Origin of the sequence: Thermoanaerobacter ethanolicus JW 200 (assembly GCF_003722315.1) — a bacterium.
Classification (GTDB): domain Bacteria; phylum Bacillota; class Thermoanaerobacteria; order Thermoanaerobacterales; family Thermoanaerobacteraceae; genus Thermoanaerobacter; species Thermoanaerobacter ethanolicus.
In genome coordinates this window covers 389,846-411,999 of the sequence record NZ_CP033580.1, presented here as the reverse complement: position 1 = coordinate 411,999, position 22,154 = coordinate 389,846, and the positions used below count along the sequence as shown (strand labels likewise).

Below are 22,154 nucleotides of genomic sequence, written 5' to 3'. Positions count from 1 at the left end.
CCCCTATATAAAAATCATTCCCCGCCCTAAATTACAGGGCGGGGATTTCCTCCACGCGGTACCACCTGTTTTCGCTATTACCTCACGGCAATAGCCTCACCAAGTTATACAACTTGACCTGTAACGGGTAATCCCGGTATAGCCTAATAAGCTTACCGCCGTTCAGCTATACAGCTCCAGAGCGATCTAATATGCGCCTCGGCACCGGTTTGCACCATCCACCGGCTCTCTTGAGCCTCAACGCATACCCCTCACCTTCATCGCTTTTATCCTTTATCATTTTAAAAATACAAATCCAAATAAAGTTACTTGTTATTTTAGCAGCATCTTTTACTTTAGTCAACTAAATTATTTGTAAATTTTCAATAATCTATCGTTTACATTTACTAAAAAATTTTAAATATCTCCCAAAAAAATTACTCTTTTTTTAACTATCATTAAAAATTGCTTAAATCGCATGCAGCTTAAACATTTTTGTCAAATTTGGTTTTTAAAAAGATATGTATTATGATTAAAATTAGAAAGTTCAAGAAGGGAGAGTGTTTATGAGTATTTTACATATGCCTTTAAAGATAAAGGATATTACAATAAAAAATAGAATCATGATGTCTCCTATGTGTATGTACTCAGCTTCTACAGATGGGATGCCAAATGACTGGCATATAGTTCATTACGCCACAAGGGCTATTGGTGGAGTAGGACTCATTATGCAAGAAGCCACAGCTGTTGAGAGCAGAGGAAGAATAACTGACCGTGACCTTGGGATATGGAATGATGAGCAAGTTAAAGAATTAAAAAAAATTGTAGACATCTGTAAAGCAAATGGCGCTGTAATGGGAATACAGCTTGCTCATGCAGGAAGAAAATGTGATATACTTTATGAAGATGTTGTAGGACCTTCCCCTATTAAAGCAGGAAACCACTACAAACTTCCAAGAGAATTAACCATTGACGAAATAAAATCTATAGTAAAAGCTTTTGGGGAAGCTGCTAAAAGGGCTAACTTAGCAGGTTATGATGTAGTTGAAATACATGCAGCTCACGGCTATTTAATCCACGAATTTCTTTCTCCTCTTTCAAATAAGCGAAAAGATGAATACGGTGGTAGCATTGAAAATAGAGCAAGATTTTTAATTGAAGTGATAGATGAAGTTAGAAAAAATTGGCCTGAAAATAAACCTATTTTCGTGCGGGTATCTGCAGATGATTACATGGAAGGCGGAATAAACATAGATATGATGGTAGAATATATCAACATGATAAAAGACAAAGTTGATTTAATTGATGTAAGCAGTGGAGGACTTTTAAATGTTGATATAAATCTATATCCTGGATATCAAGTTAAATACGCTGAAACAATTAAAAAGCGCTGTAATATAAAAACTTCTGCGGTAGGATTAATAACGACACAAGAGCTTGCAGAAGAAATTCTTTCAAATGAAAGGGCAGACTTAGTTGCACTTGGAAGAGAACTTTTAAGAAATCCCTATTGGGTTCTGCATACCTACACTTCAAAGGAAGACTGGCCAAAACAATATGAAAGAGCTTTTAAAAAATAAGCCCCCAAAAATTGAGGGCTTATTTTTATTCTTCATTTTCTATTCTTGCAGTAGAAACAACCCTGTCACCATCATCAAGCTTCATAAGGGTTACTCCTCTTGTATCTCTGTGCATCTTAGAAATATCTGACACCTTCATTCTTATAAGAATCCCATTTGCAGAAATTATCATAAATTCATCTTCTGGATTTACTGACCGTATAGACACCAATTTACCAGTCTTTTCGCTAAGCCTTATTGCAATTATTCCCTTTCCTGCTCTTGTTTGAAGCCTGTATTCCTCTAAGTCCGTTCTCTTCCCAAATCCATTTTCTGTTACTACTAAAATTTCGCTGTTGGGATGAACAAGGTCCATTTCTACCACTTCATCATCTTCTCTCAAGGAAATAGCTATTACACCTTTTGCCACTCTTCCCATAGGTCTTATGTCTTTTTCATCAAATCTTATAGCATAGCCTCTGGCAGTCCCTATTATTATTTCTCTTTCTCCATTTGTTAATTTTACATTTATAAGCTCATCACTTTCTTCCAACGTGATAGCAATTATACCATTTCTCTTAATTGACCTGAACTCTTCTATAGAAGTCTTTTTAATTATGCCTTTTTTAGTGCACATCACAATATACTTAATATCTTCTGACTTTTTAAGAGGAATAACCGCTGTGACTTTCTCTCCTTGAGCTATCTGTATGAGATTGACAATAGCCGTGCCTTTTGCTTGTCTTCCTGTCTCAGGAATGTCTATTGTCCTTAAACTATATACTTTACCTTTGTTTGTAAAGAACAACAGTCTGTCATGAGTTGTAGTGATAAATATATCCTCTACAAAGTCATCTTCTCTTGTAGATATACCTAATATGCCTTTCCCTCCACGTTTTTGAGCCTTATAAGTATCAAGAGGCATTCTCTTTATATATCCATAGTGTGTCATTGTCACTACAACATCTTCCAATTGAACCAAATCCTCTAAATCTAACTCTTCTTCTTTTGCCACAATGCTTGTCTTTCTCGGAGTAGCATATTTATCTTTTATTTCCAAAAGTTCTTTTTTGATTATTTCCAGCACTTTTCTTTCATCTGCCAAAATTTCCTTTAATTCTTTTATCTTTTCAATTAACTCTTTAAGCTCATCTTCTACTTTTTGCCTTTCAAGCCCAGTCAACCTTCCTAATCTCATGTCAACTATCGCTTGTGCTTGTTTTTCGCTTAACCCAAACTTGTCCATTAAATTTTGTTTAGCAATTGCTTCTGTCCTTGAACTTCTTATTATGTTTATCACTTCATCAATGTGGTCAAGGGCGATTTTTAACCCTTCTAAAATATGGGCTCTTTCTTCTGCTTTTCTTAAGTCAAACTTGGTCCTTCTCGTTACAACATCCGCTTGATGATCTACATACTTTTCTATAATCTGCTTTAAATTTAGTATTTTTGGCTCTCCATCTACAAGAGCTAACATTATAGCTCCAAAGGTCTGCTGCATTTGTGTGTGCATATAAAGTTTATTAAGTATCACCTTTGGATTGACATCTCTTTTTAGCTCTATTACAATTTTCATTCCATTCCTATCAGATTCATCTCTCAAATCAGAAATCCCTTCTATGTGCTTGTCACGGACTAACTCAGCTATTTTTTCAATTAACTTAGCTTTTAAAACCATATAAGGAATCTCAGTAATTACAATTCTCGTCTTACCGTGGTGTTCTTCAATTTCTGCCTTTGCCCTAACGACAATTTTACCTCTTCCTGTCTCATAAGTCTCTTTTATACCGTCTCTTCCTAGAATTATTCCTCCTGTAGGAAAGTCAGGTCCTTTTATATATTTCATCAGTTCATCTACTGAAATATAAGGATTGTCTATATAAGCGACAATTCCATCTATGACTTCTCCTAAATTGTGAGGAGGAATATTCGTAGCCATACCTACAGCAATTCCTTGAGAGCCGTTGACTAAAAGATTAGGAAATCGAGAGGGAAGTACAACTGGTTCCTTTAAAGTCTCATCAAAGTTTGGCACAAAATCTACTGTCTCTTTGTTGATATCTGTAAGCATCTCAAGGGCAATTTTTGAAAGCCTCGCCTCTGTGTACCTCATGGCAGCCGGAGGGTCTCCATCTATGCTTCCAAAGTTTCCGTGCCCATCTATCAAAGTTTCTCTCATTGAAAAATCCTGTGCTAGTCTCACTAAAGTATCGTAAACAGCTGCATCACCGTGAGGATGGTATTTTCCTAAAACTTCACCAACAACTGCAACGCTCTTTTTATATGGCTTGTCAGGGGTTAATCCCAACTCATTCATAGCATAGAGAATCCTTCTATGAACTGGTTTTAAACCATCTCTCACATCTGGCAATGCCCTTCCAACAATTACACTCATCGCATAATCTATATAAGATTTTTTCATTTCATCTTCAATGTCTACTGGGATTACTTTCTCTTTTTCTTCACTCATCTATTTCACCTCTTTTATATGTCCAAGTTTCTAACTGTTTTTGCATATTTTTCTATAAATTCCCTTCTTGGTTCGACTTTATCCCCCATCAAAATGGTGAAAATTTCATCTGCAGCTATCGCATCCTCTAATGTAACTTTAAGCATCGTCCTCTTCTCTGGATCCATAGTTGTATCCCATAACTGGTCAGCATTCATTTCTCCAAGACCTTTATACCTTTGAACAGTATAATTTTCCCTTCCAATTTCATTTAAGATCTTGTCTAATTCTCTATCCGAGTAAGCATAATATACCTTTTTGCCCTTTGTAATTTTATATAAAGGTGGTTGAGCAATGAACACATTTCCATTTTCAATTAAAGGTCTCATAAACCTATAGAAAAATGTTAAAAGTAATGTCCTAATATGGCTTCCATCTACGTCTGCATCTGTCATTATAACTATTTTGTGGTACCTTAACTTACTTATATCAAAATCATTCCCTACGCCAGTACCTAAAGCAGTTATCATTGCTCTTATCTCTTCATTAGACAATATCTTGTCAAGTCTTGCCTTCTCTACATTTAAAATTTTTCCTCGGAGTGGAAGTATCGCTTGAAATCTACTGTTTCTACCTGATTTAGCAGAACCTCCTGCAGAGTCACCCTCTACCAAGAAAAGCTCACATTTGGAAGGGTCTTTCTCCGAACAGTCGGCAAGTTTACCCGGCAAAGTAGTATTTTCAAGAGCAGACTTTCTTCTGGTAAGCTCTCTGGCTTTTCTCGCAGCTTCCCTTGCTCTTGCTGCTTGAGTAGCTTTTTCTACTATAACTTTTGCAACTGAGGGATTTTCTTCTAAAAAAGCCGAGAGTTTTTCTGTTACTACATTTTCTACAATAGACCTCATTTCAGAATTTCCTAATTTTGTTTTAGTCTGTCCTTCAAACTGTGGATTTTTTAATTTTACACTTACAATAGCTGTAAGTCCTTCTCTTACATCTTCACCCTGTAAATTTTTCTCGTTATCTTTTATAATTCCGTATTTTCTTGCGTAATCATTAATAACTTTAGTCAAAGCTGCTTTAAAGCCTACTAGATGGGTACCACCTTCTCTAGTATCAATATTATTAGCAAAACTAAAGATATTTTCATTATAGCTGTCATTATACTGCATGCAAACCTCTACTTCATAGTCGCTATTTTTCGCTTCCATGTATATAGGCTCTTCATGGAGGACTTCTTTATTTCTATTTAAATACTTTACAAAAGATATAATTCCACCTTCGTAGTTAAAGACCTCTTCTTTTCCGTGTCTTTCGTCTATAAGCTTAATATTTATACCCTTATTTAAAAACGCTAATTCTCTCAATCTTTGAGCTAATACATCATAGTCGAATACAGTTTCTTCAAAAATCTCCTTATCCGGCTTAAAAGTAATAGTTGTACCTGTCTCTTCTGTCTCTCCAATAACCTCTAAATCCGTTTTTGGAACTCCTCTTTCATATATTTGCCTATAAATTTTCCCATGTTGTTTTACAATAACTTCTAATTTTTCAGATAATGCATTTACAACAGAAACACCTACTCCATGCAATCCTCCAGATACTTTGTAAGCGTCATTATTAAATTTTCCACCTGCATGTAACATCGTTAAAGCTACTTCTACAGCCGGTTTTCCAACTTTTGGGTGAATATCTGTAGGTATACCTCTTCCGTCGTCTTCAACCGTTATAGAATTATCTTTGTGTATAGTAACTACTATATTTTTGCAATAACCGGCCAATGCTTCATCTATACTATTATCGACTACCTCGTATACAAGGTGATGCAGTCCTCTGCTACCAGTAGAACCTATATACATTCCTGGCCTTTTTCTCACAGCTTCTAAACCCTCTAATATTTGTATTTGACTTGCAGTATAAGTTTCATCCTTTGCCATATTCACAACCTCCGCAAATTTATCCAACAGTTTTATTTTATCATTCTTTTAAGAATTGCTCAATTCAAAACATTTCCCGAAAAATTTCCCGGGAAATGAAGAGGAAATAATTTTATTTTTATTATTGCCTATAATATAATATACTTAACAAATATACCTATAATATAATATACTTAAATTGAGGTGAATTCAATGGCTACTTATGAAGATTTTTTAAAACTTGACATACGTGTAGGAAGAATAATTGAGGTAGAAGACTTTCCAAAAGCAAAAAAACCTGCTTATAAGTTAAAAATTGACTTTGGCGAATTAGGAATCAAAAAGTCCAGCGCTCAAATAACAAAATTGTACAAAAAAGAAGAGTTGTATAATAAATTGGTGGTCTGCGTAGTTAATTTTCCTCCAAAGCAAGTAGTAGATTTTATATCTGAAGTATTGTTGCTTGGAGTTGATGACGAAGATGGGAATGTCGTCTTGCTTCAACCAGAAAGAGAAGTAAAAATAGGCAATAAAATCTATTAATGGTTTTATTTTTTATGGAAGGTGGTAAATAGTGAAATTTTTAGGTGTCAACATAGGTAAACTCATCAACATATCCTGCAAAATCACAGGAAAAGGTGGAACATCTCTTCCCGGAAAAATCGCACTAAAGTACGATTCTAAATTAATTGAAAAACTAATAGGGCCCATAAAAAACAACAAAGTAATAATAACAGGTACAAATGGCAAAACTACAACTTCCGGATTAATAGCCTCTATTTTGACCACTGCTGGGAAAAGTGTTGTACACAACAAAGAAGGAGCAAATATGAAAACGGGAATTGCAACTGCTTTAATAAAAAGCAGCAATTTTTTGGGAAATTTACAAAAAGATGCGACCGTTTTTGAAGTAGATGAAGCAAACATGCCCATTGTGATAGAAGATGTAAAACCCAATATAGTAGTAATAACCAACTTTTTTAGAGACCAATTAGACAGATATGGAGAACTAGATACAACAGTAGAAAAAGTAAAAAAAGCCCTTTTAAACCTGCCACAAGATTCTATAGTATTACTAAACGCTGATGAACCTTTTACAGCTTCAATAGGAGATGAAATAAAATCGAAAGTTTTTTACTATGGAGTTGAAGACAACATTGAAGGAATTAACTCCTCTTCTTTTGAACAAAAATACTGTCCAATTTGTGCCCACAAATACGAATATAAAAAAATATATTACGGGCAACTGGGAGACTATTACTGCCCCAATTGTGGCAAAAAGCGGCCAAATCCTCATTTTAAAGCCACTAATATATTTTTAAATGAAGATGGAATAAATTTTAATCTATACTATAAAGATAAAATTTTTACAGTTAAAAGTAGATTAATAGGCTTATACAATGTGTATAATTTATTAGCAGCTATATCTGCTGGCATTTTGTTGAACATAGACTTTAGCACTATATTAAAAGCAATAGAAAGCTATTGGCCAATAGAAGGAAGATTACAAAAAACTAAAATAAAAAGCAAAAGGACAATAATAAATTTAATCAAAAACCCCATCGGTTTTGAAAGCACTTTAAATATGCTATCTCAATTTAATAAACCCTTAAACCTTTTAATTTCTATAAATGATAATTACGCTGATGGAAGGGATGTGTCTTGGCTGTGGGATGTAAACTTAGAAAGCTTTTTATCAAAGACAAAAGTAAACTATATAGTAACTTCAGGTTTAAGGGCAGAAGACATGGCAGTAAGATTAAAATATGCCGGCTTTGATATTAAAAAAATAAAAATAATAAATTCTATAGAAAAAGCTCTTGACACTATAGCTGATTTAACAGAAGAAGAATTAATAGCTGTACTTCCCAACTATACTTCTTTGTATGATGTAAGCAAATATTTAAAATTACAGGAGGCAAAAAAATGAAATTAGTCGTTGGCCACATGTATCCTGATTTATTAAACTTATATGGAGACATAGGAAATATTGTAGCTTTAAAAAAAAGATGTGAATGGAGAAAAATTGAAATAGAGATAAAGCCAATAACTTTAGATTACACTGAAGAATTTACTGACATAGACCTTCTATTCTTAGGAGGAGGGTCAGATAGAGAGCAAAAAATTGTAAGTGATGATTTAAAAAATAAAAAAGGTAAAAATTTGAAAACAGCTATTGAAGATGGTTTGACAGTATTAGCTATATGTGGAGGATATCAATTACTTGGAGAATACTATCAAACTCTGGCTGGTAGCAAATTAGAAGGTTTAGGAATTTTAAAAGCCTGGACAATAGCTGGTAATAGGAGATTGATAGGAAATATAGTTATAGAGACAAATATAGCCGATAAAAATTTTAAAATGGTAGGTTTTGAGAATCACTCAGGAAAAACTTTTTTGGAAAAAATGGAGCCTTTAGGTAAAGTAATAATTGGAAATGGAAATAATGGAGAAGATAAAACAGAAGGATGTATCTATAAAAATGTGTATGGAACATATCTCCACGGTCCAGTACTACCCAAAAATCCTGAATTTGCAGATATTTTAATTGAAACTGCTTTAAAGAGAAAATATGGAAAAGTAGAATTAACTCCTTTGGATGACTCTTTAGAACAACAAGCTAAACAATCTTTGATAGAAAGATTTGTAAAAAAATAGAGGCTTTTGCCTCTATTTTACAATTCAATTTCACAACTTTCCTTCTCAACTTTTTCACCATTTATCTTAATCTCTTTGATGTCGTCAAAATTTTTAAATATAAATTTATACTTTTTAACTCCTTTGTCATAGCCAAAGTGAATTTTATCAAATTTTATATCCATTCTTCCTTCTTTATAACAAAAACTTATATCGAAGAGGTTATAAACCCCTTTAGTATAATCGAAAGATTTTCCATCATCTTCATAATGGAGATAATGTCCCTCTTTCCCTTTGTATATCTCCACTGTTAATTCTTCCAGCTTCTTTTCCCCTATAAAAGACTGAGGCTGCTGTTTTAACAGTATTCCTCCTTCTTTTACAAAAAGAGGTATTACTTCTATAGGAGCATCCACAAGGTAATAGTTTTTTCCTTTGAATCCTTTTCCCGTCCAGTAATCATACCAGATTCCTTCAGGCAAATAAACTTCTCTTCTTTCTTTTGAAGGAAGATATACAGGAGCAACTAAGAGACCTTCTCCAAACATAAATTCATCATATATCTTATGAGTATTTTCATCTTTTTGATATTCAAAAACCAAAGGCCTCATAATAGGATAGCCTTTTTGAGATGCAATGTAAAACAAATCATATAAGTAAGGCAAAAGTTCATATCTCATTTTTATATATTTTCGAGAAATATCTTCTGCTCTTTTACCAAAAGACCATGGCTCTTGGTCTTTTGTTCCTATTGCAGAATGAACTCTTAAAAACGGAGTAAATACCGCAGCCTCTATCCACCTTATAAAAAGTTCTTCATGGCAATCTCCTTCAAATCCTCCAACATCTGCTCCTACAAACGGTTGTCCAGATAGACCTATGTTCATTAACATTGGCATCATCATAAGAAGATGCTCATACAAGCTTCTGTTGTCTCCTGTCCACATTGCAGCATACCTTTGTATCCCTGAAAAAGCGGCTCTTGTCAAAACAAAAGGCCTTTCATTAGGTCTTATCCTTAGAAAACCATCTCTTGTGGCCATTGCCATGTAATTTGCATAGACATTGTGAGCCTCTTTGTGAAGTACCTTTTCTCCATCTAAAATATGAATATTATCCTCTGGCATTGTTTTTGTAGGTGTTTCAAAAACAGCTGGTTCATTCATATCATTCCATATACCATCAATGCCATCATTTATAAATTCTCTGTGCTTTTCACCCCACCAATATCTCACTTCTTCTTGTAAAAAGTCAGGAAAACAAGCTTCCCCTGGCCATACTTTTCCAACGTAGGTTATACCGTACTTATCCTTTACAAAATAACCCTTTTCAATTCCTTCTCTGTAAACATGGTAGTCGTAATCTCTCTTAACTCCTGGATCTACAATTGTCACTACTTTAAATCCCATTTCTTTAAGCTGTTTTAACATTTCTTTGTGGTTTTTAAACGTTTCTTTATTCCATGTAAAAACTCTATACCCTTCCATGTAATCTATATCGAGATATATCACATCACAAGGAATATCTTTTTCTCTAAAAGTTTTTGCAACCTCCAGTACTCTCTCTTGTGGGGTGTAACTATATCTGCTTTGTTGATTACCTAATACCCATAATGGCGGAAGACTTATCCTTCCTGTAAGATATGTATAATTTTCCACAACCTCTTTTATGTCTTCTCCGTATATAAAATAGTAGTTCATTTGGCCGCCATATGCTCCAAAAAAATAATATTCTTGACTTTCTTGACCCATATCAAAAAAAGACCTAAAACTGTTGTCCAAAAATATTCCATAAGTGTGATAATCGTTCATTCCTATGAAAAAAGGGTAAGACTCATATAAAAGTTTTGTAGTCTGGTTGTGAGTCATAAATTCATCTGTATTCCACATCTCCAGCCTTTCGCCTTTTTTGTCGAGATATCCTGCTTTTTCTCCAAAACCGTAAAAATGGTCTTCTCTTAACTTTTTATAGCACCTTACATCTGTTTCATTGAACTTTGCTCCTCCATTGTAATCCTCATTAATTATATTTCCATTTTTATCTAGGAAACTCACAGAAAGGTCATTTTTATTTATTTTTACTTTCAATGAATTAGTCTCAATTAATATGCTTTCTAATTCATCACTTATACTAAACTCAGGAGTATCGTATTCTTTCCTTTCTATCGCAATTGTATCCTTTCTTTTTTCCTCTTTATTACTTACAAAAACGTTAATAATTTTATCACCTAATACTCTAAGCTCTAACTTCTTTCCTTCATTTCTCACAACAATTTTTTCCGATGTTTTTTGATACAATTCAATACCTCCCTATTCCTCTATTTTTTGTGTCCTTCTTATAAGAGTAAAGGCAGAAATTGGTGATAAATAAATAATACTCCTCTTATCCCTTTCTGTGATTATAAAAGACTTTGGCTTTTCGTCAGAAATTCTGACCACAAATCCTTCTTCTTCCGCTACTCTCAGAAACTGAATAGTAGCTTCAGAAGTGGTTACAATATTCATATCAAAAATGCCTATAATTTCTTTATCGGGTACTACCACGTTGCCGCCTAAATGGACATACATTTTTTGACCCCCTATTCCTTAATGACAACCCCATTAGATATCTTAAAATAACAATCTCCTTTTAAATCTCTTTTTGTAGTATGGGTTATAAAAGTCTGAAAACCTTGCAATCTTTCTAAGATATATTTCTTTCTATTTTCATCTAACTCTGACATTACATCATCCAGAAGCAGTATGGGTTTTTCACCAGTCTCCTTTTTTAAAATTTCAAACTCTGATAATTTAAGGCATAAAGCCACTGTTCGCTGTTGGCCTTGAGAAGAATATACTCTTGAATCATAGCCGTTTATAATAATCTTAAAATCTTCCCTATGAGGTCCTACTTGTGTTGTAAGATACTTTAAATCTAAATCTATATTCTTTAATAGTTTTTCTTTTAATCTTTTTTTAACTATTTCTTCATCTGAAGCATCTTTAAGTCCAACACTATTTAGGTAGACAATTTCTGCTGTCTCATTGGAAATTTCAAGTAAAAATTTTTTTATATTAATTTCTACATTTTTTAAGTAACTTTGTCTCACCACAATTATTTTTGCACCGTATTCTACTAATTGGTCATCGAAAACTTCTAGTATACTTCTACTTTTTCCTTCTTTTATAGTCTTTAATAGTTTATTTCTATTTATTAGTATTTTGTTATATTGCATGAGATTATAAAGATAATTCTTTTCAACCACAGAGATACAAGAATCTAAATATTTCCTGCGATAGGAAGGTCCTTCTTTTATTATGTTTAAATCTTCAGGAGAAAAAATGACTGTCAAAAGTTGACCTAAAAGTTCGGAAGTTGACTTTATTTTATTGCCATTTACTTTAATGACTTTATTTTCATTTTTCTTGTATCCAAATTCTATTTTTTTATCGTTATTTTCTTGACAAATTATTGCTTTTACATAAAAATAATCTTCTCCAAATTTTATTAGTTCTGTAGTTTTGCTCCCTCTAAAAGACCTTCCCATACTTAAAAGCCTAATACTTTCTAATAAATTGCTCTTTCCTTGTGCATTTAAACCATAAAATATATTTATTCCTTCGCAAAATTCTATTTTTTGCTTTTGTAAATTTCTAAAATTGTCGACAAATAGCTCCTTCACATACAAGTTAAATTCCTCACTTTATGATATAAGTTTTACCCTCTACCTCAATTATATCATTTTTGCGAAGTTTTTTACCTCTTTTTAATTCTATTGCGCCATTTACTTTAACTTTTCCTTCTAAAATAAATTGCTTTGCTTGTCCTCCAGTTTGACATATTTTCATATACTTTAAAAATTGCCCTAAGGTAATATATTCCGTCTCTATAGGCACTTCTATCATTTAAAAAACACCTCTTATTTTTAATTGAGTTTTACAGGAAGTATCATATAAAGATAATCTTTACTTCCTATAGGTTTTATTATTAACGGATTTATACTATTTATGAAATAAAGCGTTATTTCCTCTTCATCGATGGCTCTTAAAGAATCTAATAAATATCTTGAGTTAAAAGCGATCTCAAGAAACATTCCTTTTACATCGACTTCTATCTTTTCTACCATTTTACCCTTTTCAGAATTAGAAGAAACAGTAATAAATTTATCACCAATCTCAAACTTAATCAAATTATTTTTGCTTTCTGCAATTAGTGAAGCTCTTTCAATACTTTCAGTTAAAACTTCTCTTTTGACTACCACTTCAGTCTTATAATCCTTTGGTAAAACAGCATTGTAGTTTATAAAGCTTCCTTCTAAAAGCCTCGATATTACCTTTGTATTTTCAATTTGGAATAACACTTGATTAGCAGTGTGGTATATCTCTATCTCTGTTTCCTCATCTTTTAAGATTCTGTATATCTCTTCTAAAGTTTTACCTGGAATTACTATAGAATATTTTTCTATATCCTCGTCAAAGAATTTTTCCTCACTCTGATAAGAATATATAGCCATTCTAAATCCATCTAAAGCTACTGCTTTAACTTCATTTTGAAACACTTCGAATAGAACACCTGTCAAAATAGGTCTTGTTTGCTCCTGGGCAATACAAAAGACCGTTTTTCTTATTAAGTCTTTTAGAATATTTTGCGTCAATTTAAAAGAATTTTCTTTAGATACTTTAGGAATTTCAGGAAACTCTAAAGCATCACTTCCTGCAATAGTGAAATTTATACTATCGCAAACTACATTTACTGTGTTTTGAGAATCACTTTCTATTTTTACATCTCCCTCAGGCAATTTCCGAACTAATTCTGAAAAAATTTTTGCAGGTACTACTATTTCACCCTCTTCTTCTACCACCGCAGGAATTTGACATTCTATTCCTATGTCCAAATCAGTTCCTGAAAATTTGACCTGACTTTTTAAAGCCGAGATTTTTATACCTTGAAGAATAGGAAGAGTAGTACGGGAGGATACCCCCCTTATTGCAATATTTACTCCTTCAAATAATGAATTTTTGTCACACACAAATTTCATTTTTTTCACTCCTGTTTTTGAGAATATTTTTTTGAATCAAATCATATAATAGATAAGATAAACATTTAGTAGTCGTAGTAATAGAAAGTGTTATTTTGTTAGTAAGAGTTTGTAAAGCAGAGAAAAAGTCGATAATTGTCTGTGAATAACTTTTGGATAATTATTTAAAATTATTAACAATATTCACAGACAAAAAATTTTAAAACATATAAACAGGGTTATCCCTGTTTATATGTTAAAAACCTTTTATTCTCTTTTTAAGTTCTTCAATCTGCCTTGAGAGAAGTTCATCTTGTTTTATTTCACTAGAGATTTTTTCATAGGCATGGATTACAGTAGTATGGTCTTTTCCAAATTCTTCTCCTATCTTTGGAAGAGATAAATCTGTCAGTTCTCTCGCTAAGTACATTGCAATTTGCCGCGGATAAGCTATGTTTTTTGTCCTTTTGCGGGACCTGAAATCTTCTAGTTTTATGTTATAGTACTTGCAAACTTCTTCTTGTATGAGTTTTACAGTTATTTCTCTCGTTTTATTGGATACAATTTCTTTTAAAGCATGCTTAGCTAATTCTAAATCTATATTAGATTTTGTAAGATTTGAAAAAGCTACGATTCTTATTAACGCTCCTTCTAACTCTCTTATGTTTGATTGGATTTTTTCTGCCACATAAGCTAAAACTTCGTCGGGTATATTTAGATTTTCTGATTGAGCTTTTTTCTTAAGTATTGCAATTCTTGTTTCATAATCTGGTGGCTGTATATCCGCAATTAAACCCCATTCAAACCTTGACCTTAGTCTCTCTTCTAAAGTTGGAATTTCTTTTGGTGGTCTATCACTGGATATAACTATTTGCTTATTGGCTTCGTAAAGAGTGTTAAAAGTATGAAAAAATTCTTCTTGAGTTCGTTCTTTTTTTGCTATGAATTGAATATCATCTATTAGAAGGACATCAATGTTTCTGTACTTGTTTCTAAATTCTTCGTTTTTGTCGTCTTTTATGGAGTTAACCAGCTCATTTGTAAACGTTTCTGACGTAACGTACATTATTTTGTAACCACTTTGATGTTTATTGATAAAGTGCCCTATTGCATGCATTAAATGGGTTTTACCTAAACCCACTCCTCCATAAATAAATAAAGGGTTATACGCTTTTGCAGGAGCTTGAGCTACTGCAAGACATGCAGCGTGAGCAAGTTTATTGCTGTTTCCAACTACAAAAGTATCAAAAGTATATTTTGGATTTAGGGTGGAAAGAGTAGTGGATTCAGTTAAGTTTTCTTTTTCGATAGATTCTTTAATTTCTCTATATTCTTCTTCGTCTTCTGATAATATTTTTATCTCGTATAGTTTATTTGTAGCTTTTGAAGCAGCGTCGTAGATAATATTTATATATCTTCCATTTATTATATTTTTTGTAAAAGTATTAGGAGTGCTTAAAAATAATACATCATCAATGATTGCTAAGGGTTTTATGTGAACTAACCAGGTGTTATAGCTGGTGGGGGTAAGCTCACTCTTTATGACCTCCACTATCCTCTCCCATATTTGACGATGATCTCCATACATTGTATGACCTCCTAAGCCCATCAATAAAATGTGGATAACTTATTTAAAAGGGTGGCATAATATATTATCGGTATAAGTTAGTTGTTAGTAAGTTAAATTTAGTTTTGTGAATTTTTTAATTTGATAACTTTTACAAAAACACATGTGCAGATATTGTTGATAAAAGATATTTTGATAAAAAAACTGATAAAAAAATTAAAATACATTGATTATAAATATAATGAATAAGAAAACTAACATTTAAATAACAACTTATTCACAAATTTATCAACAACCTGTGAATAAGTTGTTATTTTTGTGGCTACAATTTATTTAAGTTATCAACAGTTTAATTTTATAATAGCAAATTATCAACAGATTATCAATAAGAAAAATAATTTTGTCTACAGCTGTGTGTAGATAATTCTTAAGTTGTTGATAATTTTCTTATTTTAAAAAGTCTTGTTGACATCCTCCTTAATTAACGTTATAATTTTTATAGCATTTTTTAGGTTTTAGGAGGTGTGGCAATGCTTCGCACTTATCAACCCAAAAAAAGACATAGAAAAAAAGTGCACGGTTTTAGAAAGAGGATGTCTACCAAAAGTGGTCGCAATGTTTTAAAAAGAAGAAGACAAAAAGGTAGACATAGATTGACAGCGTGAGGCCTTTAGGGCCTTTTTTACAATCCGGAGGTATAAATGAGTAACAAGATTATAAAAATTAAAAAAAGTTATGAATTTAAAAAGGTTTATTCAAATGGAAAATCTGTTGCTAATCAGTTTGTTGTAATGTATTATATGGAAAATAATTTAGGTTTTAATAGAGTTGGCTATTCAGTGAGTAAAAAAATAGGTAAAAGTGTGGTAAGAAATAGAGTTAGAAGGCTTTTACATGAAAGTTTTAGACTTTTAGATATTGAGATAAAAACAGGTTTTGATATAATTTTTGTCGCAAGGGGGAAAATTGTAGAGGCTGATTTTCACACTTTAAAAAATTCCATGAGAAAATTGATTATGAAAACACCTCTTTATGCGGGGAATGAAAGATGAAAAATGTTGTTATTTTTTTAATTAAGTTGTATCAAAGATATATTTCGCCTATGAAGCCAAGGACCTGTAGATTTTACCCAACTTGTTCTCAATATTCTATAGAAGCAATATCAAAGCATGGACTTTTAAAGGGCGGAATTATGTCAATTTGGCGGATTTTAAGGTGCAATCCCTTTAATCCCGGGGGATATGACCCTGTAAAATAAATTTTTGGAGGTATATTATGGCAACAATTGCTATGTATTTAGGACAATTGTTAGAATTTATACATCATTATGTGGGAAATTATGGTATCGCTATAATTATTTTTACTATTTTAATAAGGATACTTCTTTTGCCTTTTTATATACAGCAAATGAGCACAATGAAAAAGATGAAAGAAATACAGCCTCTTGTAGAAGAACTTCAAAAGAAGTATGCTAAAGACCCTCAAAAATTAAACATGGAAACAATGAAATTGTATCAAGAGAAAAAAGTAAATCCTTTCGGTGGATGTTTACCTATGCTTTTGCCTTTGATAATATTGTGGCCGCTTTTTACGATGCTTAGAACCTATCCAGCTTTTTCAACTGCTTCTTTTTTATGGATGCATAGCCTTGCACAAAAGGACCCTTATTATATAATTCCTATTTTAGCTACTGTGACTACTTATATATCTTCTGCAATGGTAGCAACAGACAAGAGTCAAAATTCTATGAATATAATGATGTCAATTTTTATGGGATGGGTAACTGTTTCTTTGCCGGCAGGGGTAGGAATATATTGGGTTACAAGCAATATATTCCAGATAGTGCAGCAGTATATTTTTATGAGAGAGACCAATACTGCTAAGGGGGAATCATAAGTTGAAAGAGCTTATAAGGACAGGTAAGACGGTGGAAGAAGCTGTAAATCTTGCGTTGCAAGAATTTGGCGTACCGAGGGAAATGGTAGAAGTAGAAGTGTTGGATGAAGGGGGTAAAGGTTTTCTAGGTCTTATAAGCAAGCAGGCAATAGTTAAAGTGATTTTAAAAGATGTAGTAAAGGAGAGTGCTAGAAATTTTTTACAGCAAGTAATTGAAGCGATGAAATTAGATGTTAAATTTGATATAGAAGAAGATGAGGATACTATAAAGTTTAATTTATATGGAAAAAATGTAGGGTTGCTGATAGGTCATAGGGGAGAGACATTAGATTCATTGCAATATCTTGTAAATGTCGTTGCTAGCAAGTATAGAGAATATGATAGATATAGAAGGATTATATTAGATGCAGAAAATTATAGAAAAAGAAGGGAAGAGACTCTAATTAGGCTTGCAAAAAAATTAGCCAAACAAGTAATGGAGACAAAAGAAAGCGTTGAGTTAGAGCCGATGAGTCCTAATGAAAGGCGAATAATTCACATGGCTTTGCAGGACCATCCATATGTAGAGACTTATAGTGAAGGAGAGGAGCCTAACAGAAGAGTCATAATAGCTTTAAAATAATACCCTGTCAAGGGGGTTTTTTTATATTTGTGATTGAAAAGCCAAAAACATTGGTATATTATTTTATAAGACAATTTTTTGGTTGGTGATGAAAATGGTTTTTGATACAATTGCAGCTATTTCCACTTTTCCGGGAGAAGCAGGAATTGGAATAGTTAGAATAAGTGGAGATGATGCTTTAGAGATAATTTCAAAAATTTTTAAACCCTATAAGCCTAAAAATATAAAAAAGGTGAAAAGTCATACTTTGCACTATGGACACATAGTAGACCCAGAAACAGAAGAAGTATATGACGAGGTTTTAGTATCTATTATGAAAAAACCTAATACCTATACCAGAGAAGATATAGTTGAAATAAATTGTCATGGAGGTATAGTAGTTACTTCTAAAATTTTGGAATTAGTATTAAAACAAGGTGCTCGTTTAGCTGAACCAGGGGAATTTACAAAAAGAGCTTTTTTAAATGGGCGAATTGATTTATCTCAAGCCGAAGCAGTTATAGATATAATTACCGCTAAGACTATGCTTGCTAATAAATACGCTCAAAAGCAGTTATCAGGTCATATAGGGCAAAAGATGAAAGAATTAAAAGACAAAATCATGGGTCTATTAGTCCATCTTTTAGCTTTAATAGATTTTCCTGAAGATGATGTGGAGGAACTTGAGAGAAAAGAAATGTTAGAAACTGCCAAGGAAATAGTGGAAGATATCGATAAACTTATTGCATCTTCTGAAAGTGGAATGATTATAAGAGAAGGACTTAAAACTGCTATAATTGGTAAACCAAATGTTGGTAAATCCTCTCTTTTAAACGCCTTATTGAAAGAAAATAGAGCTATTGTCACAGACATACCAGGAACTACCAGGGATATTATTGAAGAATATGTTAATGTAAAAGGTATTCCAATAAAACTTATTGATACGGCAGGAATTAGAGATACAGACGAATTGGTGGAAAAAATAGGAGTTGCTAAAAGCAAAGAAGTTCTGGCGGAAGCAGATTTAATATTGTTTGTGCTGGATGCCTCAAGAGAGTTAACTAAAGAAGACTACGAAATTTTCGACATTTTGGTAGGTAAAAATATTGTATTTGTGTTGAATAAAATCGATTTACCTAAAAAAATTGATGAAAAAGAATTAAAAAATCTTACCAAAGATGGTATAATAATAGAGGTTTCTACTGTTGAAAAAATTGGGCTACAAGAATTGGAAGACACAATATACAATTTGGTTTTTAAGGGAAATATAAATGTTAAGGAAGACGAAATAATTACAAATTCAAGGCACAAGGAAGCCCTTATCAATGCAAAAAAATATATGGAAAGTGTTGTAGAAGCCATTGAGAGGGAGTATAGTGAGGATTTAATTACAATTGATTTAAATGCAGCTCTTGAGCAAATAGGGAAAATTACTGGTGAAACAGCAACTGAAGATTTAATAAATCAAATTTTTGAAAGATTTTGTGTTGGAAAGTAGGTGAAAAGTATGAGATTTATTGCTGGAGAATATGATGTGGTAGTTGTTGGGTTGGGACATGCGGGCAGTGAGGCTGCTCTCGCTTGTGCAAGGTTGGGACTTAAAACAGTAGGTTTTGCTGTAAACTTAGATTCTATTGCTTTGATGGCTTGCAATCCTTCTATTGGTGGCCCTGCCAAGGCTCAGTTGGTGAGAGAGATTGACGCTTTAGGTGGGGAAATGGCTATAAATACTGACAAATCGCTACTACAAATTCGCACTTTAAATACCAGTAAAGGCCCTGCTGTAAGGTCTTTGAGAGCACAAGTTGACAAAAAACTTTACCAGATGAACATGAAGTACACTTTAGAAAGACAAGAAAACCTTGATATAAAACAGGCGGAAATTGTAGACATTTTGGTAGAAGACAACAAAGTCACGGGGGTTGTGACAAAATTAGGTGCGATATATAAATGTAAGGCTTGCATTATTACTACAGGGACCTTCTTAAAAGGAAGGGTTATAATTGGTGATGTAAGTTTTAACAGTGGACCTAGCGGGCTTTTTCCAGCTAATGAGCTTTCTGAGACTTTGAAAAGATTAGGTTTTAAATTGATGAGATTTAAAACAGGTACTCCTGCGAGAGTTGATAAAAGAAGCATTGATTTTTCCAAAATGGAAATACAGCCGGGGGATGAAGTTATTACTCCTTTTTCCTATATGCATGATAAAATCGAAATAGAACAGTTACCCTGTTGGCTCACTTATACGAATAAAAGAACTCATGAAATAATAATGGCAAATATTGACCGTTCTCCTCTTTTTAGTGGTGAAATAACAGGGGTAGGAGTAAGATACTGTCCCTCTATTGAAGATAAAGTTGTAAAATTTCCCCACAAAGAAAGGCATCAAATTTTTATTGAACCAGAAGGATTAAATACTTATGAGATGTATGTACAAGGCATGTCTTCTAGTTTACCTGAAGATGTACAACTGGAATTTTTGAGGACTGTTCCCGGTCTTGAAAATGTAAGAGTGATGAGGCCAGCTTACGCTATTGAATATGACTGTATAGACCCAACACAATTAAAAGCTACTTTAGAATCTAAAAAAATTGAAGGGTTGTACTTTGCAGGACAAGTCAATGGCACATCTGGATATGAAGAAGCGGCTGCTCAAGGTTTGATGGCGGGAATAAATGCTGCTATGAAGCTTTTAAACGAACCTCCTGTAATTTTGGATAGGTCTCAAGCTTATATAGGAGTGCTAATTGATGATTTAGTGACAAAAGGTACAAATGAGCCTTATAGGATGCTTACTTCGAGAGCGGAATATAGACTTCTATTAAGACAAGATAACGCAGATTTTAGATTGACAGAGCTAGGGTATAAAATTGGTCTTGTAACAGAAGAAAGATATCAAAAATTTTTAAAGAAGAAGATTCAGTTAGAAAAAGAGATGCAAAGACTTCCTGGCGTCATGGTAAGACCTTCTGAGGAAGTCAACAATTTTCTCATATCTAAAGGAAGTACTCCTTTAGTTACAGGAATTGACCTTTATACTTTGTTAAAGCGACCTGAAATTGATTATAAGTCTACTAAATTTTTGGATAAAGATAGACCGCATGATATTTTAGATAGTGTGGCTGAGCAAATAGACATAAATATTAAATATGAAGGATATATAATAAAACAACTGAGACAAGTTGAACACTTTAAAGCATTGGAAAACAAAAAAATTCCAGAAGATATTGATTATTATCAAATTCATGGTTTGAGTAATGAAGCAAAAGAAAAATTGACAAAAATAAGGCCTACTTCAATTGGACAGGCTTCTCGTATTTCGGGAGTTTCACCTGCTGATATTTCTGTGCTTTTAATTTACATGCAGCAGTTAAGGAGAAATAAAGACGATGAAGAACAAATCGGTTGATATGCTAATTGAGGGCGCTAAAGAGTGGGGTATATTTTTGGAAATGTTCCATGTGGAACATTTCCAAAAATATTATGCTCTTTTATTGGAATGGAATCAGAAGATGAATTTAACGGCAATTACAGAAGAAAGTGAAGTTGTGATTAAGCATTTATTAGATAGCTTATCTGTGGTTAAGAGTGGGAAAATAAAAGGGGACGAAAAAATTATAGACGTTGGTACAGGGGCTGGTTTTCCTTCTATTCCTTTAAAAATTGTGTTTCCTAAATTAAAAGCTACTCTTTTAGACGCTTCTAAAAAAAGAATTACTTTTTTAGAAGAGGTTATAAATAAATTGGGTATAAATGAAATAGAATTAATTCATGGAAGAGCAGAAGATATAGGAAAAGACATAAAATATAGAGAACAATTTGATTTATCTGTGGCAAGAGCTGTTGCACCTTTAAATGTTTTATTGGAATATACTCTTCCTTTTGTACAAGTAGGTGGGTATTTTATTGCTTTAAAAGGAAGAGAAGTTGAGGAAGAAATAAAAAGCAGTCAAAAAGCTTTAAAGGAGTTAAAAGGTGAAATTGAGGAGGTAAAGCAAATCAGACTTCCTTTTAGTGATATACTTCATCATTTGATAATTATAAGAAAAGGAGATAACTGTCCTCTGAAATATCCCAGAAAGGCCAATGCTATAAAAAGGTCTCCTTTGTGAAGTTAGAAGTTTGTCATCAATGCACTTTACGCATAAAAGTGTAATGTCTTTATGATATGTTGGCATTTTGCATAAGTGAGTGACTTAACAGCCCGGCATTCAACTTAAACATGTTAGAAAAAAGTAATAAGAGAGAGGACTAGCGTGTTCAGTTGAGTGCCGGGAAACTTAGCGAGACAGAGAGAGGTCGGCGGAGCCGCAGCCTTGTGAGGGCGGAGGCGGGCACCTGAGGAAAGGATGCCGCTGACGCAGAAGCCCCGCCTGAGTCCGAGGCCGAGCGCTAGTTTAGTCTGTGATGTTACCGGAGCAAACGATGCAAAATGCCAACAAAAATAGAACTTTGTCAACAAACTGAGAACAGGTTAGACTGTTCTTTTTTATTTTTATAAAAAATTTTTATGGTATAATTTTAGTATATCAATCTTGGAATGAGGGAAGAAAA

At 33.0% G+C, this 22,154-nt stretch carries 20 protein-coding genes and 1 other annotated feature; of the genes, 12 read left to right on the top strand and 8 right to left on the bottom strand.

Annotated features, from left to right (window positions below; all coding sequences use genetic code 11):
- Positions 1–31: 31 nt before the first annotated feature.
- Positions 32–270: a binding site (T-box leader), on the bottom strand.
- 275 nt (positions 271–545) lie between these two features.
- Positions 546–1,559: an NADPH dehydrogenase NamA gene (gene namA, locus EB239_RS02055; protein WP_003869984.1), complete on the top strand. Its 1,014-nt coding sequence runs from the start codon at positions 546–548 to the stop codon at positions 1,557–1,559.
- A 25-nt stretch (positions 1,560–1,584) separates the two neighbouring features.
- Here the strand turns inward: namA and gyrA are convergent, their stop codons facing one another.
- Positions 1,585–4,008, bottom strand: coding sequence for a DNA gyrase subunit A (gene gyrA / locus EB239_RS02050; protein ID WP_003869985.1), 2,424 nt, complete (start codon positions 4,006–4,008; stop codon positions 1,585–1,587).
- Positions 4,009–4,022: 14 nt separating this feature from the next.
- Entirely contained in the window at positions 4,023–5,924 is a 1,902-nt protein-coding gene (gene gyrB, locus EB239_RS02045; RefSeq protein ID WP_003869986.1) for a DNA topoisomerase (ATP-hydrolyzing) subunit B, read from the bottom strand.
- Positions 5,925–6,116: 192 nt separating this feature from the next.
- Between gyrB and EB239_RS02040 the strand changes: the two genes are divergently transcribed.
- Genes EB239_RS02040 through EB239_RS02030 form a run of 3 tightly spaced genes read left to right on the top strand, consistent with a single transcriptional unit; the run spans position 6,117 to position 8,561 of the window.
- Positions 6,117–6,446 carry a tRNA-binding protein gene (locus EB239_RS02040; protein ID WP_003869987.1) on the top strand — a complete coding sequence of 110 codons (330 nt, stop codon included), beginning with the start codon at positions 6,117–6,119 and terminating at the stop codon, positions 6,444–6,446.
- A 31-nt stretch (positions 6,447–6,477) separates the two neighbouring features.
- A complete protein-coding gene (locus EB239_RS02035; RefSeq protein ID WP_003869988.1) occupies positions 6,478–7,833 on the top strand; it encodes a Mur ligase family protein in 1,356 nt (451 codons plus the stop codon).
- A complete protein-coding gene (locus EB239_RS02030; RefSeq protein WP_003869989.1) occupies positions 7,830–8,561 on the top strand; it encodes a type 1 glutamine amidotransferase in 732 nt (243 codons plus the stop codon). Before EB239_RS02035 ends, EB239_RS02030 begins: the two co-directional genes overlap by 4 nt.
- 17 nt (positions 8,562–8,578) lie before the next feature.
- Here the strand turns inward: EB239_RS02030 and EB239_RS02025 are convergent, their stop codons facing one another.
- The 6 genes from EB239_RS02025 to dnaA form a co-directional block, all read right to left on the bottom strand.
- Positions 8,579–10,837: a glycoside hydrolase family 31 protein gene (locus EB239_RS02025; protein WP_003869990.1), complete on the bottom strand. Its 2,259-nt coding sequence runs from the start codon at positions 10,835–10,837 to the stop codon at positions 8,579–8,581.
- Positions 10,838–10,849: 12 nt separating this feature from the next.
- Positions 10,850–11,107 carry an extracellular matrix regulator RemB gene (gene remB, locus EB239_RS02020; RefSeq protein ID WP_003869991.1) on the bottom strand — a complete coding sequence of 86 codons (258 nt, stop codon included), beginning with the start codon at positions 11,105–11,107 and terminating at the stop codon, positions 10,850–10,852.
- A gap of 11 nt (positions 11,108–11,118) precedes the next feature.
- On the bottom strand, positions 11,119–12,207 hold the full coding sequence (gene recF / locus EB239_RS02015) for a DNA replication/repair protein RecF (RefSeq protein ID WP_003869992.1): 1,089 nt from the start codon (positions 12,205–12,207) through the stop codon (positions 11,119–11,121).
- A gap of 10 nt (positions 12,208–12,217) precedes the next feature.
- Positions 12,218–12,424, bottom strand: a complete 207-nt coding sequence (yaaA, locus tag EB239_RS02010; RefSeq protein WP_003869993.1) for a S4 domain-containing protein YaaA — start codon at positions 12,422–12,424, stop codon at positions 12,218–12,220.
- A 20-nt stretch (positions 12,425–12,444) separates the two neighbouring features.
- Positions 12,445–13,557 (bottom strand): DNA polymerase III subunit beta, encoded by a 1,113-nt coding sequence (gene dnaN, locus EB239_RS02005; RefSeq protein ID WP_003869994.1) that lies wholly within the window; start codon positions 13,555–13,557, stop codon positions 12,445–12,447.
- A 235-nt stretch (positions 13,558–13,792) separates the two neighbouring features.
- On the bottom strand, positions 13,793–15,124 hold the full coding sequence (gene dnaA / locus EB239_RS02000; RefSeq protein WP_003869995.1) for a chromosomal replication initiator protein DnaA: 1,332 nt from the start codon (positions 15,122–15,124) through the stop codon (positions 13,793–13,795).
- Positions 15,125–15,633: 509 nt separating this feature from the next.
- On the opposite strand from dnaA, the gene rpmH reads away from it, so the two are divergent.
- The 8 genes from rpmH to rsmG all read left to right on the top strand — a co-directional run bounded on the left by rpmH (position 15,634) and on the right by rsmG (position 21,712).
- Positions 15,634–15,768 carry a 50S ribosomal protein L34 gene (gene rpmH, locus EB239_RS01995; protein ID WP_003867410.1) on the top strand — a complete coding sequence of 45 codons (135 nt, stop codon included), beginning with the start codon at positions 15,634–15,636 and terminating at the stop codon, positions 15,766–15,768.
- Between the two features lie 36 nt (positions 15,769–15,804).
- Positions 15,805–16,155 carry a ribonuclease P protein component gene (gene rnpA / locus EB239_RS01990; RefSeq protein ID WP_003869996.1) on the top strand — a complete coding sequence of 117 codons (351 nt, stop codon included), beginning with the start codon at positions 15,805–15,807 and terminating at the stop codon, positions 16,153–16,155.
- Positions 16,152–16,361, top strand: coding sequence for a membrane protein insertion efficiency factor YidD (yidD, locus tag EB239_RS01985; RefSeq protein WP_004399512.1), 210 nt, complete (start codon positions 16,152–16,154; stop codon positions 16,359–16,361). The genes rnpA and yidD overlap by 4 nt, the downstream gene beginning before the upstream one ends.
- Before the next feature lie 17 nt (positions 16,362–16,378).
- The gene (locus EB239_RS01980; RefSeq protein ID WP_003869997.1) at positions 16,379–16,999 is read left to right on the top strand and encodes a YidC/Oxa1 family membrane protein insertase; all 621 of its coding nucleotides are present in this window, start codon (positions 16,379–16,381) and stop codon (positions 16,997–16,999) included.
- A gap of 1 nt (position 17,000) precedes the next feature.
- On the top strand, positions 17,001–17,621 hold the full coding sequence (jag, locus tag EB239_RS01975; RefSeq protein ID WP_003869998.1) for an RNA-binding cell elongation regulator Jag/EloR: 621 nt from the start codon (positions 17,001–17,003) through the stop codon (positions 17,619–17,621).
- Between the two features lie 94 nt (positions 17,622–17,715).
- Complete coding sequence (mnmE, locus tag EB239_RS01970; RefSeq protein WP_208638271.1) at positions 17,716–19,098, top strand: tRNA uridine-5-carboxymethylaminomethyl(34) synthesis GTPase MnmE; 1,383 nt, start codon at positions 17,716–17,718, stop codon at positions 19,096–19,098.
- Positions 19,099–19,107: 9 nt separating this feature from the next.
- Positions 19,108–21,009 (top strand): tRNA uridine-5-carboxymethylaminomethyl(34) synthesis enzyme MnmG, encoded by a 1,902-nt coding sequence (gene mnmG, locus EB239_RS01965; RefSeq protein ID WP_003870000.1) that lies wholly within the window; start codon positions 19,108–19,110, stop codon positions 21,007–21,009.
- Positions 20,990–21,712: a 16S rRNA (guanine(527)-N(7))-methyltransferase RsmG gene (rsmG, locus tag EB239_RS01960; RefSeq protein ID WP_003870001.1), complete on the top strand. Its 723-nt coding sequence runs from the start codon at positions 20,990–20,992 to the stop codon at positions 21,710–21,712. Before mnmG ends, rsmG begins: the two co-directional genes overlap by 20 nt.
- The last annotated feature ends 442 nt before the right edge of the window (positions 21,713–22,154 follow it).

Coding starts and splice junctions, on each gene's coding strand:
- namA (WP_003869984.1), top strand. CDS start 546: ATGAGTATTTTACATATGCCTTTAAAGATAAAGGATATTACAATAAAA.
- gyrA (WP_003869985.1), bottom strand. CDS start 4,008: ATGAGTGAAGAAAAAGAGAAAGTAATCCCAGTAGACATTGAAGATGAA.
- gyrB (WP_003869986.1), bottom strand. CDS start 5,924: ATGGCAAAGGATGAAACTTATACTGCAAGTCAAATACAAATATTAGAG.
- EB239_RS02040 (WP_003869987.1), top strand. CDS start 6,117: ATGGCTACTTATGAAGATTTTTTAAAACTTGACATACGTGTAGGAAGA.
- EB239_RS02030 (WP_003869989.1), top strand. CDS start 7,830: ATGAAATTAGTCGTTGGCCACATGTATCCTGATTTATTAAACTTATAT.
- remB (WP_003869991.1), bottom strand. CDS start 11,107: ATGTATGTCCATTTAGGCGGCAACGTGGTAGTACCCGATAAAGAAATT.
- yaaA (WP_003869993.1), bottom strand. CDS start 12,424: ATGATAGAAGTGCCTATAGAGACGGAATATATTACCTTAGGGCAATTT.
- dnaN (WP_003869994.1), bottom strand. CDS start 13,557: ATGAAATTTGTGTGTGACAAAAATTCATTATTTGAAGGAGTAAATATT.
- dnaA (WP_003869995.1), bottom strand. CDS start 15,124: ATGTATGGAGATCATCGTCAAATATGGGAGAGGATAGTGGAGGTCATA.
- rpmH (WP_003867410.1), top strand. CDS start 15,634: ATGCTTCGCACTTATCAACCCAAAAAAAGACATAGAAAAAAAGTGCAC.
- rnpA (WP_003869996.1), top strand. CDS start 15,805: ATGAGTAACAAGATTATAAAAATTAAAAAAAGTTATGAATTTAAAAAG.
- yidD (WP_004399512.1), top strand. CDS start 16,152: ATGAAAAATGTTGTTATTTTTTTAATTAAGTTGTATCAAAGATATATT.
- EB239_RS01980 (WP_003869997.1), top strand. CDS start 16,379: ATGGCAACAATTGCTATGTATTTAGGACAATTGTTAGAATTTATACAT.
- mnmE (WP_208638271.1), top strand. CDS start 17,716: ATGGTTTTTGATACAATTGCAGCTATTTCCACTTTTCCGGGAGAAGCA.
- mnmG (WP_003870000.1), top strand. CDS start 19,108: ATGAGATTTATTGCTGGAGAATATGATGTGGTAGTTGTTGGGTTGGGA.
- rsmG (WP_003870001.1), top strand. CDS start 20,990: ATGAAGAACAAATCGGTTGATATGCTAATTGAGGGCGCTAAAGAGTGG.